The sequence below is a fragment of the Kitasatospora sp. NPDC097643 genome (genome assembly GCF_040302625.1).
Taxonomy (GTDB): Bacteria; Actinomycetota; Actinomycetes; order Streptomycetales; family Streptomycetaceae; genus Kitasatospora.
Genome location: NZ_JBEOSA010000032.1, coordinates 62,760 through 75,829, shown reverse-complemented (window position 1 = coordinate 75,829; position 13,070 = coordinate 62,760). Strand labels below are relative to the sequence as shown.

Genomic DNA, 13,070 nt, shown 5'->3' with positions numbered 1-13,070 from the left:
GTGGACGGCTCGCGGGTCAGTCCTTGTAGGTCAGTCCTTGTAGGGAACGAGCCGCGAGAGGTCCAGCTCGAAGCCGAACGGCTCGGGGATCCGGATCGTCTCACCGAACTCCCGCTCGGTCCTCGTGTGGTACCGGTCGCGGTTCGGCTCGGAGAACAGCGTCACCGTCTTCTGCCGCGGGTCCACGATCAGGTACAGCGGGAAGCCCATGCGCGGGTAGTCGCGGACCTTCCCCGTCCAGTCGTTCTCCGGGTTGGACGGGGAGACGATCTCGACCGCGATCAGGGCGAGTTCGGCGGGGATGTCGTGGTCGTCCAGGTCGACGACCGTCTCGGGCACATAGGTGAGGTCGGGGTTGCGGACCGAACCGGCCTCGGGCGAGGAGAGGTCGCTGTTCCCGGTCGGGAAGTACCCGGGCGGACAGTGCGCCTCGAACTGGCGCTGGACGAGCGCCAGATTCAGCTGGTGGATCGAGGACGGCGCCGCCTGCATCACGATGATGTCGCCGGACAGCTCGACCTTGTAGCCGGCCGGGAGGCTGCGCCGGGCCTCTTCGAGCAGGTGGTAGTGCTCAGGATTCATGAGGTCTCCTCCAGTACTCCGGCCACCGTACGGCAGTCAGGACGGATCCAGGGTCAGCTCCCTGGGCAGGCGGGTGGCGAGGAGGGTGGCGGCGGCGGTGAGGGTGGCGGTGAGGAGGAGGGCGAGGCGGTAGGGGGTGGGGGAGCCGGCGTCGGGGGCCAGGGCGGCGAGCAGGGCGGCGGTGGCGGCGATGCCGAGGGCGCCGCCGAGGGTGCGCAGGATGGTGAACAGGCCCATTGCGCGACCCATGGCGGGGGGCGGGATCTCGGCGAAGCCGACGATCTGGACGGTGAGGACGGCGGTGCCCAGGACGAGACCGACCGCGAACATCAGCGCCCGGACGGCCCACGGGTTCTCGGCGAAGCCCAGGGCGGCGAGCACCAGCGCCGCCAGCAGGAGGGCGGGCACGGTGAGGCGACGGGGGCCGAGGCGGGGTAGCAGGCGGTCGACGAGGTGCGAGGCGGCCATCAGGCCCAGCGCCTCGGGGAAGACGCTCAGCCCGGCGTCGAGCGCGGAGGCGCCGAGCGCCGCCTGGTAGAGCAGCGGGAGGACGAACAGCGCGCCCATCAGGCCGGCCGAGGTGAGCAGGGCCAGCCAGGTGGCGGGGCCGAAGGTGCGGTCGGCGAGCAGTCGGAGGTCCACCAGCGGTTCCGGGGCCCGCCGTTGGTGGCGGACGGCGAGGGCGAGCAGGAGCAGACCGAGCAGGCCGCCGAGGGCCACGCCGGGCGAGGCCCAGCCGTGGGCCGGGCCGAAGCCCAGGGCGTAGGTGAGCAGGCCGAGGCCGGGGGTGGCCAGCAGGAAGCCGGTGGTGTCGAAGCGGCCTGCTGCGGGCTCCTCCGCGCGGGGCAGGCCGAGCACTCCGGTGAGCACGGCGGCCGCGCCGATCGGCAGGTTGACGAGGAACAGCCAGTGCCAGGAGAGGTGTTCGGTGAGGAAGCCGCCGAGCGGCGGTCCGAGGGCGGGCATCAGTGCGGTGGGCACGATGAGGATCCGGCCGAGCCGGGACCGCTCGTGCGGTGCGAAGGCGCGGAAGAGCAGGGTCATCCCGACCGGGGTGAGCAGTCCGCCGGCCACGCCCTGGACGGCCCGGGCGGCGGCGAGCGGGCCCAGGCCGGGGGCGGCGGCGCACAGCGCGGAGGTGAGGGTGAAGGCGGTGAGCGCGGCGAGGAACACCCGCTTCACGCCGCAGCGGTCGCCGAACCAGCCGGCCACCGGCAGACCCACGGCGAGGCCGACCAGGAAGGCGGTCTCCACGGCGTTGGCCGCCGAGACCGGTCGGCCGAAGTCCTCGGCGATGCGGTAGAGCGCCGGGTTGACGATGGTCGAGTCCAGGCCGTTCATGCACATCGCGGCGGTGTAGACGACCACCACCGCGGCACGCCCCGCGAGCAGGGGGCGTGCCGGGGCCCCGGCGGAGGCGGAGTCCGCGGAGTCGGAGCCCGCGGGGGCGGCGTCCACGGGAGCGGCCTCCGCGGGGACGGGAGCGGAGTCGGCGGATGGGGTCACAGGTCGGTCCAGTGGGCGGTGATCCAGTCCAGGGCGACGGCGCGCTCGCAGGGGCCGTGGGCGACGTCCCAACCGGCCGGGACGGCGGCGAAGGCGGGCCAGAGGGAGTGCTGGCCCTGGTCGTTGACGAGGGCGAGGAACTCGCCGTCGGCGTCGAAGGGGTTGACGGGGGCGTCGTTCATCGGCGGGGTTCTCCAGCGTCGGCGGGGTCGGTCAGGTGGTCGGCGGCATCGGTCACGCGGTGCGCGGGGCCGGTCAGGTGGTCGGCGATCACGCGGGCGATGTGCGCGATCGGGTCGGGCAGGGTCATGTCCTTGTGCGAGCAGGCGATGTCGGTGTTGTCGATCCGGCCGGCGACGTACGGGGTCCACAGCGCGGGGACCAGGGTCTCGTCGATGGTGTCGACGGTGGCGCGGAAGAACAGCACGTCGCCGTCGAAGCGCCGGTGCTCGTGGCCGCGAACCAGGTGGTTGGTGTGCAGGTAGATCCGGTTGAGCGCGGCCACGGTGGGCTCGGAGAGTCCGGCGAGCGGGCTGCCTTCGCGGCGCAACAGTGCGGTGACGGCGGCGAGTTCGAGCGACTCACCGGCCAGGTCGGCGGGACCGTAGCCGCCCATGGTGAGCAGCGCCTCCAGTGCCTCGGCCTGGTCCGGGGCGGGCAGGTCGCGGAAGCCCTCGGCAGGGTAGGCATCCAGGATCGCGAGCAACTCGACGGCCTGGCCGAGCTCTTGGAGTCGGACGGCGACGACGTGCGCGATGATGCCGCCGGTGGACCAGCCGAGCAGCCGGTACGGGCCCTCGGGCTGGACCTCGCGCAACCGGTCGACGTAGTGCACGGCCAGCTCGTCCAGGCTTGGTGGCAGGGGCAGTTCGGCGGTGGCGGGGCCGACGCCCTGGGCCTGGAGGCCGTAGATCGGCACGTCGGCGGGCAGGTGGCGGATCAGGCCGGTGTAGCACCAGCTGAGGCCGCCGGCCGGGTGGACGGCGAACAGCGGGGCCTGCCGCCCGGGGGCGGTGGGCCGCAGCGGAAGGAGCACGTCCAGCGCGTCGGCGGTGGCGGGCGGGGTGCCGGTGGACCGGGCCGCGTCGAGAGCCACGTCGAGGGCGGCGTCCAGGGCGGCCGGGGTGGGCGCCTGGAAGAGCGTGCCGATGCCGACCTCCAGGCCGAGCACGGCGCGGATCCGCCCGGCCAGCCGGACGACCAGCAGCGAGTGGCCGCCGAGCGTGAAGAAGTCGTCGTCGACACCGACCGCCGGGACGCCCAGTACCTCGGCGAACAGTTCGCACAGCTGCTGTTCGCGCGGGCCGCGTGGCGGGCGGCCGCTGCCGCCTTCGGGCGCGGCGGGGGCGGGCAGGGCCCGGCGGTCGAGCTTGCCGTTGGCGGTGAGCGGCAGGCGGTCGAGCAGGACGACGGCGGAGGGCACCATGTGGGCGGGCAGGGCGGCCGCGGCGTGGGCGCGCAGGGTGTCGGGGGTCGGAGCGGTGACGGTCGGAGCGGCAGGGGGCGGGGCGGCGGGGTCGTCCCCCTCCCCGGCGGGGGCGCCAGGGAGGGCGGGGACGGCGGGGACGGCGTAGCCGACCAGCCGCCGGTCGCCGGGCGTGTCCTCGCGCACGATCACGGCGGCGTCGGCGATCTCCGGGTGGGCGGCCAACACGGCCTCGATCTCGCCGAGTTCGATCCGGAAGCCGCGGATCTTCACCTGCTGGTCGGCGCGGCCGAAGTACTCCAGCACGCCGTCGGCGCGGCGCCGGGCGAGGTCGCCGGAGCGGTACATCCGGGTGCCGCGTTCGCCGAACAGTTCGGCGTACGGGTCGGCGACGAAGCGTCCGGCGGTGAGTGCGGGGCGGCCGAGGTAGCCGCGGGCGAGGCCCGCCCCGGCCACGTACATCTCGCCGGTGACGCCGGGCGGGACGGGCTGGAGGTGCTGGTCGAGGACGTAGACCCGCAGGTCGGGAATGTTGACGCCGATGGCGCTGGCGACGCCGGCGGCGGCACTGGCCCGGTCCAGGGCGAGGTGGGAGACGTGCACGGTGGTCTCGGTGATGCCGTACATGTTGACCAGGGTGGGTGCGTGGTCGGGGTGGCGGGCGTACCAGTCGTCGAGCCGGGAGAGTTCGAGTGCCTCTCCGCCGAACACCACGTAGCGCAGGGCGAGTTCGCGGCCGGGTCGGTCCCGGTCGGCGGCGCTGAGCTGGTAGAAGGCGGACGGGGTCTGGTTGAGCACGGTGACCCGCTCGCGGGCGAGCAGGTCGAGGAAGGCGGCCGGGTCACGGCTGACCAGGTGCGGGACGACGACCAGGCGGCCGCCGTGCAGCAGGGCGCCCCACAGCTCCCAGACGGAGAAGTCGAAGGCGTAGGAGTGGAACAGCGTCCAGATGTCCTCTGCGCCGAAGCCGAACCAGTGGTCGGTGGCGGCGAACAGCCGGACCACGTTGCGGTGGGTGACGGGCACGCCCTTGGGCTGTCCGGTGGAGCCGGAGGTGTAGATGACGTAGGCGGTGTCCTCGGCGTGCAGTGGCCGGGTGCGCTCGTGCCGGGCGAGCGGGGTGGCCGGGAAGGCGTCCGCCTGCGGGCCGTCCACGAGGATCTGCGGCACCTCGTTGGCGGGCAGTCGGGGCGCGGTGGCGCGGTCGGTGAGCAGGGCGGCGGGGGTGGCGTCGGCCAGCATGTAGGCGAGGCGGTCGGCCGGGTAGTCGGGGTCGAGGGGGAGGTAGCCGGCGCCGGACTTGGTCACCGCGAGGAGGGCGACGACGAGTTGGGTCGAGCGCGGCAGGGCGAGGGCGACCAGACTGCCGGGACCGATGCCGCGGGAGACGAGCAGTCGGGCCAACCGGTCGGCGCGGGCGGAAAGTTCGGCGTAGGTCAGGGTCTCGTCGCGGTAACTGACGGCAACGGCAGCGGGGTTGGCGGCTGCGGCGGCTTCGAAGAGCTCGGGCAGGGTGGTGGCGGCCGGGCCGGGGGCGACCGGAGCACCGGTCAGCGCACCGGTCGGAGCGTTCCAGTCGACCAGCGCGCGCCGCCGCTCCTCCTCGCCGATCAGCGGGAGCCGGCCGATCGGGGTGTCGGGCGCGGTCGCGGCGGCGGTGAGCAGCCGGGCGAGACGGGTGGCGAGGCCGTCGGCGGTGGCGGCGTCGAAGAGGTCGGTGCGGTACTCCAGGAAGCCGCCGATGCCCCCGCCGGGGAGTTCGCCCGCGTTGAGGGTGAGGTCGAACTTGGCGGTGCCGGTGGGGACTGCGGCGATCCGGGCGGAGAGCCCCTCCCCCATGGCGAAGGTCTCGTCGGGGCGGCTCTGCCAGGCGAGCATCACCTGGAAGAGCGGGTGCCGGGCGAGTGAGCGCGGCGGGTTGAGCTCCTCGACCAGGCGGTCGAAGGGCAGGTCGGCGTGCTCGTAGGCGGCGAGGACGGTGTCGCGCACGCGGTCGAGCAGTGCTCGGAAGGTCGGGTCACCGGACGTGTCGGTACGCAGGACCACGGAGTTGACGAAGTAGCCGACCAGGTCAGCCGTTTCGGGTTCGTCCCGGCCGGCCACCGGGGTGCCGACGGGGATGTCGGTGCCGCCGCCGTGCCGGGTGAGCAGCGCGGCGAGGCCCGCCTGGACGGCCATGAAGACGGTTCCACCGGCCGCCCGGGCGAGGGCGGCGAGGCTGGCGTGCGTCTCGGCGTCGAGGGCGAACGGCACGGTGGCGCCGTGATGGCCGGCGACGGCCGGGCGCGGGCGGTCGGTGGGGAGTTCGAGCTGGTCGGGCAGGCCGGCCAGGGTGGTCCGCCAGTGTGCCGCCTGCCGCACGGCGAGCGGGCTAGGGGCGTCAACGCCGCCGAGGAGTTGCCGCTGCCAGGCCGCGTGGTCGGCGAACTGGACGTCCGGTGGCGGCAGTTCCGGGGTCTGCCCGGCGTGCCGGGCGGCGTAGGCGGTGGCGAGGTCGCGGGCCAGCGGGGTGGTGGAGGCGCCGTCGCCGGCGATGTGGTGGAGCAGCAGGAGCAGGGTGTGTCGCTCCGGTCCGTGCGCGAACAGCGTTGCGCGCAGGGGCGGTTCGGCGGTCAGGTCGAAGGCGTACCGGACGGCCTCGGACGGGACGGCCGCGGGCTGGTCGACCTCGGCCAGCGCGGACTCGGCCAGCGCGGACTCGGCCAGGGCGGACTCGGGCAGGGCGGACCCGCCGTGCAGCTCGGACGCGTCGTGCAGCTCGACCGGGGCGGCGGGCAGGATCCGCTGGTAGGGCGTGCCGTCCGGCTCCTCGCCGTAGACGGTGCGCAGGACCTCGTGCCGGGCGGCGAGGTCGCCGAGGGCAAGGGTGAGGGCGGGGCGGTCGAGCGGGCCGGTGAGGGTGAGTACGAGCGGGATGTTGTAGGTGGGGCTGGGGCCTTCGAGGCGGTGCAGGAACCAGAGGCCGCGCTGGGCGGGTGAGAGCGGCATCCGGTCGGTGCGCGGCACGCGCACCAGGGCGGGGCGGGCTTCCGGCGTCCCGGGCACGTCCGGCGTCTCCGGCGTCTGCGGCGCCGTGGCCGCTGGTCCGAACAGGGCGGCGAGTGCGGCCGGGCTGGGGTTGCGGAACACGTCGGCGAACCCGACGGGGGCGCCGAAGGTCTCACGCAGCCGGGCGGTGAGGCGGCCGGCCAGCAGGGAGTGGCCGCCGAGGTCGAAGAAGGAGGCGTCCCGGCCGGGGGCCGCCGTCAGGCCGAGGACGTCGGCGAACAGCCCGCAGACGAGCTCTTCCTGAGGGGTCGCGGGGGCAATGCCGGGTTCGCCGGTGTCGGGTTCGGGCAGGGCGCGGTGGTCGAGCTTGTCGTTGGCGGTGCGCGGCAGTTCGGCGAGGACCAGGACCGCGGCCGGGACGAGGTGGGCGGGCAGCCGTTCGGCGAGGGCGGCGCGCAGCCCGGCCGGGTCGAGCTCCGCGTCGGGCGCGGGGACGGCGTAGCCGAGCAGCCGCTGCCCCTGCGGGCCGGGGCGGGCGATCACCACGGCCCGGTCCACGCCCGGCAGTTGGCCGAGGACGGCGGCGACCTCGCCGGGTTCGATCCGGAAGCCGCGGATCTTCACCTGGTCGTCGGCCCGGCCGAGGAACTCCAGGGTGCCGTCCGGGTGGCGGCGGGCGAGGTCGCCGGTGCGGTACATCCGGTCGCCGGGCGGGCCGAAGGGGTCGGCGACGAAGCGTTCGGCGGTGAGGTCGGGGCGGCCGAGGTAGCCGCGGGCCAAACAGGCTCCCGCGACGTACAGTTCGCCGGTGGCGTCGTCGGGCGTGGGGCGCAGCGAACCGTCGAGGACGTAGGCGCGGGAGCCTCGGACGACCCGGCCGACCGGGGTGCCGTCGGGGCCCGGGGTCCAGGCGTAGGCGTCGACGGTGGTCTCGGTGGGGCCGTAGAGGTCGATGGGCCGCAGGCCGGGGACGGCGGTGAGGCGTCGCCAGAGGGCGGGCGGGGTGGCCTCGCCGCCGACGGCGATCACTGCGGGGCGGTGCCGCTCCTCGTCCAGGATGCCTTCGGCGAGCAGGACTTCGAGGTAGGAGGGGGTGACGTCGAGGTAGTCGACGCGTTCCCGGTGGAGGTGGTCGGCGAGGGCGGCCGGGTCGCGGTAGGTGGCGTCGTCGAGCAGGTGCAGTTCGTGGCCGTGGACCATCCACAGGACCGGGTCCCAGGAGGCGTCGAAGGCGAACGAGGCGCTGTGGGCGACGCGCAGGCGGTCGCGGCCGGTGCGGCGCAGGGCCGGGGCCATGTGGTCCTCGCCGTGACCCGCGTACAGGTTGGCCAGCGCGGCGTGGGTGACGACCACGCCCTTGGGGCGTCCGGTGGAGCCCGAGGTGTGCAACACGTAGGCTGCGTCGGCTGGTTGGGGGTCAGGGAGCGGGGTGGCGGGCAGTTCGGCGAGGGCGGTGGTCTCGGCGGGGTCGTCCAGCGCGATGGCGGGCAGGCCGGCCGGTAGGTCCAGCCCGGCGAGGGCGGTGGTGGTGCCGAGGGCGCAGACCGGGCGGGCGTCGGCCAGGACGGCGGCGAGCCGCTGCCGCGGGTGGCCGAGGTCGAGGGAGAGGCAGGCGCCGCTGGCCTTGAGCACGGCGAGCATGGCGACCAGGGTGTCCGCGCTGCGCGGCAGGGCGAGCGCGACCGACGTGTCGGCGCGGACGCCGAGGGCGGCGAGGCGGTGGCCGAGGCGGTTCGCGGCGGCGTCCAACTCGGCGAAGGTGAGGGTTCGTTCGCCGCTGCGGACGGCGACGGCGGTCGGGGTGCGGGCGGCCTGGGTGGCGAAGAGGGCGGGCAGCGTCTGCTCGACCGGCGGCTCCGCGCGGCCGGTGGTGGCGCGGTACAGGGCGCCCTGGTCGAGCAGGTCGATCCGGGCGATCGGGGTCTGCGGGGCGGTGAGCAGCAACTCGGCGAGGGCGTCGAGGTAGCGCAGCAGTCCATCGCGGTGGGCGGCGAGGGAGGCGGCGTCGTGGCGGGCCGGGTCGGCGTCGAGGACGAGGCGCAGCGCGCCGTGCGGGCCGGGTGAGACGCCGAGGGCGAGGTCGTCGACGGGGCCGGCGGCGAGATTGCGGACCACGCCGGGCAGGCCGGCCAGGTCGAGATCGCCTTCGAAGGCCTTGATGTTGACCATCGGGCCGAACAGGGCGCGGCGCTCGCCGGTGAGGGCGAGGTCGCGGCGCAGGTCCTCCAGGGGGTAGCGCTGGTGGCGGCGGACGGCGCGCAACTCCCGGACGACCCGGCGCAGCAGGGCCTCGGCGCTGTCGGCGGGGGCGACGGCGAGGCGCAGCGGGAGGACGTTGGCGGTGGTGACGGGGGTGCGCAGGGCGGCGGGGCCACGGCGGTTGGCGAGCGGAAGGCCGAGCAGGACGTCCGGGGTGCCCGCGAGGCGGTGCAGGTAGCCGGCGGTGGCGGCGAGGATCAGCTCGGCCCAGGTGGCGCGGGCGGCGTGGGCGGCGCGTTCCAGCCGTTCGCGGGTGCCGGCGGGCAGTTCGGCGGTGAGGCGCAGCGGGCCGGGGGCAGCAGTCGGGGTGTCCTGGTCCGCCGGCGCGCCGGACCGCCGCCCGGGCAGGGTGGCGGGGGCCTCGGCGCCGGCCAGGCGTTCGGACCAGAACGCGCGGTCGGCGCGGTACTCCTCGCCGCCCCGGTAGGCGGCCTCCTCGGCCACGGCCTCGGCCAGGGTGGCGAACGGGCGCTCGCCGGGGCGGGTGCCGGTGGCGTGCGCGGTGTACAGCTCGGCGACGCGCTCGCCGATGAGGGTCAACGCGTAGGCGTCGACGGCGAGATGGTGGATCCGGCGGTACCACCAGTACCGGTCGTCGGCGAGGCGGATCAGCGCCTGGGTGAACAGCGGGCCCTCGGCGAGGTCGGCCGGGCGGGCGAGGTCGACGCGCATCCAGGCCTCGGCCTCGGCCGCCGGGTCGGCGGCGGCGCGCAGGTCGAGGCGATGCAGCGGCCAGCGGCGGGCGGGCAGCGGCCGCTGGCGGGGCGTGCCGTCCGGGCCGGTGACGACGACGACGCTCAGCGCCTCGGCCTCGTCGACCGCCTGGCGCAGGGCGCCCTCGAACAACTCCTCGTCGAGCGGGCCGGTGATCTCGACGGCGTCGCCGGTGTTGTAGACCGGGTTCGCGGGGTCGAGCGCCTGGGCGTGCCAGATGGCCGCCTGGGCGGCGAGCAGTGGGACGTCGGCGGCCTGGGTTTCGACGGCAGGCATGGTTCGGAGAGCTCCTCGGAGTCCGGTGGGTCCGGCGGGGTGCGGCGGGGCGCGGTGGGGTGGGGTGCGGCCTGGTGGGTTCGGGTGGGTCCGGTCCGGCCCGATGGGGTCCGGCGGGGTCCGACGAACGGAACGCGATACTTAGGTTAGCCTAATCTAACTTCATCTGATCTGGTCAACGGCCCTTCGGAGCCGGGCCCCTGACATCACGGAGGCGCCGCCCATGCCCCCGACCGCGACCAAGCAGGCCGTCCGCGACCGCGTCCACGCGCACCGCGACGAGCTGCTCGCGCTCAGCCGCCGCATCCACGCCCACCCGGAGGTCGCGTTCGAGGAGCACCGGGCGGCCGCCTGGTGCGCGGAGCTGCTGCGCGCGCACGGCTACACCGTCACCGCGCCGGCGCACGGTCTGGCCACCGCGTTCACCGCCCGGCTGGGCAGCGGGCCGGTCACCGTCGCACTCGTCTGCGAGTACGACGCACTGCCCGGCCTCGGGCACGCCTGCGGGCACAACCTGATCGCCGCCGCCGGCATCGGCGCGGCACTCGGCCTCGCCCCGTACGCGGACCAACTCGGCCTCACCGTAAGGGTGATCGGCGCGCCGGCCGAGGAACGCGGCGCCGGAAAGGCATTGCTGCTGGACGCGGGCGCCTTCGACGGTGTGGACGCGGCGATGATGGTCCACCCCTGCCCGGTCGAGATCGCCGACTTCCGCTCCTTCGCGCTCGGCACCCTCTCCGTCCGCTACACCGGCCGCGCCGCCCACCCCAGCCTCAACCCGCACGAGGGGCGCAACGCCGCCGACGCGCTCACCGTCGCCCAGGTCGCGCTCGGACTGCTGCGCCAGCAACTCCCGCCGCAGTGGCGGGTGCACGGGATCACCACGGCCGCCGGGACGGCGCCCAACCTGATCCCGGACAGCGCGAGCGCCGAGTACGAGATCCGCGCCTCGGCGGCCGAGGACCTGGCGGAGCTGCGCGCCCGGGTCGAGGACTGCTTCCGGGCCGGGGCGCTCGCCACCGGCTGCGAGGTCACCCTCGACCGGCCCGAACCGGACTACCTGGACATGCGCGGCGACGCCACCCTGCTCACGCTCTGGCAGGCCAACGCGGCCGTGCTCGGCCGGCCGGAACCGGTCGAGCACGGGCCGTTCGCCTGTACCGACATGGGGAACGTCTCGCACGTCGTGCCCTCGATCCACCCGGTACTGGACATCACCGGTGGCGCCTGCGGCCCGCACGAGGCCGGGTTCGCGGAGGCGGCACTGTCACCGGAGGCCGACCGCGCCGTGCTCGACGGCGCGGTCGGCCTGGCGTGGACGGCCGTGGACTTCGCGGCGGCGGGCTCGACTGGGGGCACGGTGGCGGCGGGCTCGGCAGCGGCGAAGAGCTGACGGCCGACAAGTAACAGATAACAGATAACAACTTTCAGCGAACGACTTTCATCATCTGTCAGCTGAATTCTGTTCGCCCGCCCCCGCCCAGCACCGCGGGCGTCACCCGGACCGCCGTCACGCCCAGCTCCCGGACCAGTGCCCCGAGCTCGCCCGGCCGTCGCGGGTCGGCGAGCACCACGGCGGCGCCGGTCCGCAGCGGCCAGAGGAACTCCCAGAGCGGCAGGCCCAGTTGCAGCACCCGGTCGCCCGGGCCGAGCGGGTGGGCGGACTGCAGCTCGCGCAGCCGTCGGTCCGCCTCGGCGTGGCTGAGCCGGGCGGGGGCCGGGCGCCCGCCCGGGCCGTACCCGAGGCAGAGCGGGTGCTGTGGGGTGAGCGCCCGCGGCGGGTCGGTGTCCGGGAGACCGTCGGCGTCCACGTCCGCCAGGGCGACCGCCCCCGGCACCCCCTCCCCCAGCACGCAGACCGGCGCTGTCTCCGCGAGCAGCCGCTCCCGGTGGCCGGGCGGGTCGCCCGGGTCCAACGGCACGTACGCCGCCCCGGACTTGGCGACCGCCAGCAGCGCCGTCAGCACCTCTGCCGGGTGGCCCGGCGCCAGACCGACGACCGTACCCGGGCGGGCGCCCCGCGCGGCCAGGGCCCGCGCCAGCCGGTTGGCCCGCGCGTTGAGTTCCCGGTAGCCGACCACCATCGGCGCCCGGCCGTCACCCCACCAGCCGCCACCCCACCGCCCGTCACCCGAGCGCCCGCCGCCCGCGAGGACCAGCGCCGGTGCGTCCGGTGTCCGGGCCGCCTGGGCCTCGACCGGCCCCACGGCGGTGGTCGCCGGGTACCCGGCCGCCCGGTCGTACGGCGGGCCCGCCGCCGGAGCGGAGGATGTACGCGGCTGCGCCTCCGCCGCCGGGCCGAACCAGCCGGACGGTCGGCGCGGACCCGCCACCGCCGCTTCCATCAGGCCGCGCCCAGCAGTTCGGCCCACGCCTCGACGGCCGGGCGCTCCGCCAGGCGGACGAACGCCACCTCGGTGCCCTCGGCCCGCCAGCGTTCGGCGAGCGCCATCAGCCGCACCGAGTCCAGGCCCCAGTCGGCCAGGTTCTCGTCCAGCGGGATGTCCGCCGGGTCCTCGCCGAGCAGGTCGGCGACCTCGGCCCGGATCCGCTCCACGGTGAAGGCCATGCCCGTCACTTCCCTTCCAGTTCGGCGAGGACGGTCTCGGTGGTGGTGACCAGGCCGCAGCGGCCGGCCACCCAGGAGAGCGCGGCCCGGTGCTCGTCCGGACCGAAGTCGGCGACCGCGTCGGCCGGCACGAAGGCCTGGAGGTCGCGCATCCAGGCGTCGCAGGCGGTGGCCTGCACCCCGATGTGCGCGTACACGCCGGTGATCACCAGCTGGTCCCGGCCCTGCTCGCGCAGCAGCTGCTCCAGAGCGGTCCGGGCGAAGGCGCTGTACTTCCACTTGGTGAGCACGGTGTCCCCCGGCGCGGGGGCGACGGCGCCGACGATCGCCGCCGCTCGTGGGTCGTCCGGGATGCCCGGGCCCCAGAAGTCCTGCTGGAGGCCGCGCTGGGCCGGGCTCTGGCCGGCGGGCTGTGCCGAGTACACCACCGGGACGCCGACCGCACCCGCCGCCTTGCCCAACCGGGCGACGTTGCCGAGGAGTTCGGGCACCGGCGCGGCGTCGGTGTCGAAGGCGTCCAGGAAGTGGTTCTGCAGGTCGTGCACCAGCAAGACGGCACGCGCCGGATCCACCGCCCAGGCCACCCGGTTGGCGGGCAGCTCGTCGGCGGCGGGCAGGGAGTAGGACGGAATGCGGGGCAGGCCCACGGTTGTTGCTTCCTTCCATAGGCGGCAGGCGGTAGGGCGGTGAACGGGTTTCACCGGGCGGACAGGTCTCACCGCGCGGACAGGTCTCACCACCCGGACGGGT

General features: G+C 75.3%; 8 protein-coding genes. 1 reads left to right on the top strand and 7 read right to left on the bottom strand.

The annotated features are described in order from the left end of the window. Positions 1-30 precede the first annotated feature (30 nt). Genes ABTY15_RS21390 through ABTY15_RS21375 form a run of 4 tightly spaced genes read right to left on the bottom strand, consistent with a single transcriptional unit; the run spans position 31 to position 9,751 of the window. On the bottom strand, positions 31-582 hold the full coding sequence (locus tag ABTY15_RS21390) for a Uma2 family endonuclease (protein WP_350595543.1): 552 nt from the start codon (positions 580-582) through the stop codon (positions 31-33). A 36-nt stretch (positions 583-618) separates the two neighbouring features. After that, a complete protein-coding gene (locus ABTY15_RS21385; protein ID WP_502893554.1) occupies positions 619-2,040 on the bottom strand; it encodes a DHA2 family efflux MFS transporter permease subunit in 1,422 nt (473 codons plus the stop codon). Between the two features lie 44 nt (positions 2,041-2,084). Next, on the bottom strand, positions 2,085-2,270 hold the full coding sequence (locus ABTY15_RS21380) for an MbtH family protein (RefSeq protein WP_350595533.1): 186 nt from the start codon (positions 2,268-2,270) through the stop codon (positions 2,085-2,087). Continuing rightward, entirely contained in the window at positions 2,267-9,751 is a 7,485-nt protein-coding gene (locus ABTY15_RS21375; protein ID WP_350595526.1) for a non-ribosomal peptide synthetase, read from the bottom strand. The genes ABTY15_RS21380 and ABTY15_RS21375 overlap by 4 nt, the downstream gene beginning before the upstream one ends. Before the next feature lie 223 nt (positions 9,752-9,974). On the opposite strand from ABTY15_RS21375, the gene ABTY15_RS21370 reads away from it, so the two are divergent. Further along, positions 9,975-11,144, top strand: a complete 1,170-nt coding sequence (locus tag ABTY15_RS21370; RefSeq protein ID WP_350595518.1) for a M20 family metallopeptidase — start codon at positions 9,975-9,977, stop codon at positions 11,142-11,144. Between the two features lie 58 nt (positions 11,145-11,202). Here the strand turns inward: ABTY15_RS21370 and ABTY15_RS21365 are convergent, their stop codons facing one another. Genes ABTY15_RS21365 through ABTY15_RS21355 form a run of 3 tightly spaced genes read right to left on the bottom strand, consistent with a single transcriptional unit; the run spans position 11,203 to position 12,967 of the window. After that, complete coding sequence (locus tag ABTY15_RS21365) at positions 11,203-12,084, bottom strand: AMP-binding protein (protein ID WP_350595510.1); 882 nt, start codon at positions 12,082-12,084, stop codon at positions 11,203-11,205. 11 nt (positions 12,085-12,095) lie between these two features. Next, on the bottom strand, positions 12,096-12,320 hold the full coding sequence (locus ABTY15_RS21360; protein ID WP_350595502.1) for a phosphopantetheine-binding protein: 225 nt from the start codon (positions 12,318-12,320) through the stop codon (positions 12,096-12,098). A gap of 5 nt (positions 12,321-12,325) precedes the next feature. Next, complete coding sequence (locus tag ABTY15_RS21355; protein WP_350595496.1) at positions 12,326-12,967, bottom strand: isochorismatase family protein; 642 nt, start codon at positions 12,965-12,967, stop codon at positions 12,326-12,328. Positions 12,968-13,070 lie beyond the last annotated feature (103 nt).

Coding starts and splice junctions, on each gene's coding strand:
- ABTY15_RS21390 (WP_350595543.1), bottom strand. CDS start 582: ATGAATCCTGAGCACTACCACCTGCTCGAAGAGGCCCGGCGCAGCCTC.
- ABTY15_RS21380 (WP_350595533.1), bottom strand. CDS start 2,270: ATGAACGACGCCCCCGTCAACCCCTTCGACGCCGACGGCGAGTTCCTC.
- ABTY15_RS21375 (WP_350595526.1), bottom strand. CDS start 9,751: ATGCCTGCCGTCGAAACCCAGGCCGCCGACGTCCCACTGCTCGCCGCC.
- ABTY15_RS21370 (WP_350595518.1), top strand. CDS start 9,975: ATGCCCCCGACCGCGACCAAGCAGGCCGTCCGCGACCGCGTCCACGCG.
- ABTY15_RS21360 (WP_350595502.1), bottom strand. CDS start 12,320: ATGGCCTTCACCGTGGAGCGGATCCGGGCCGAGGTCGCCGACCTGCTC.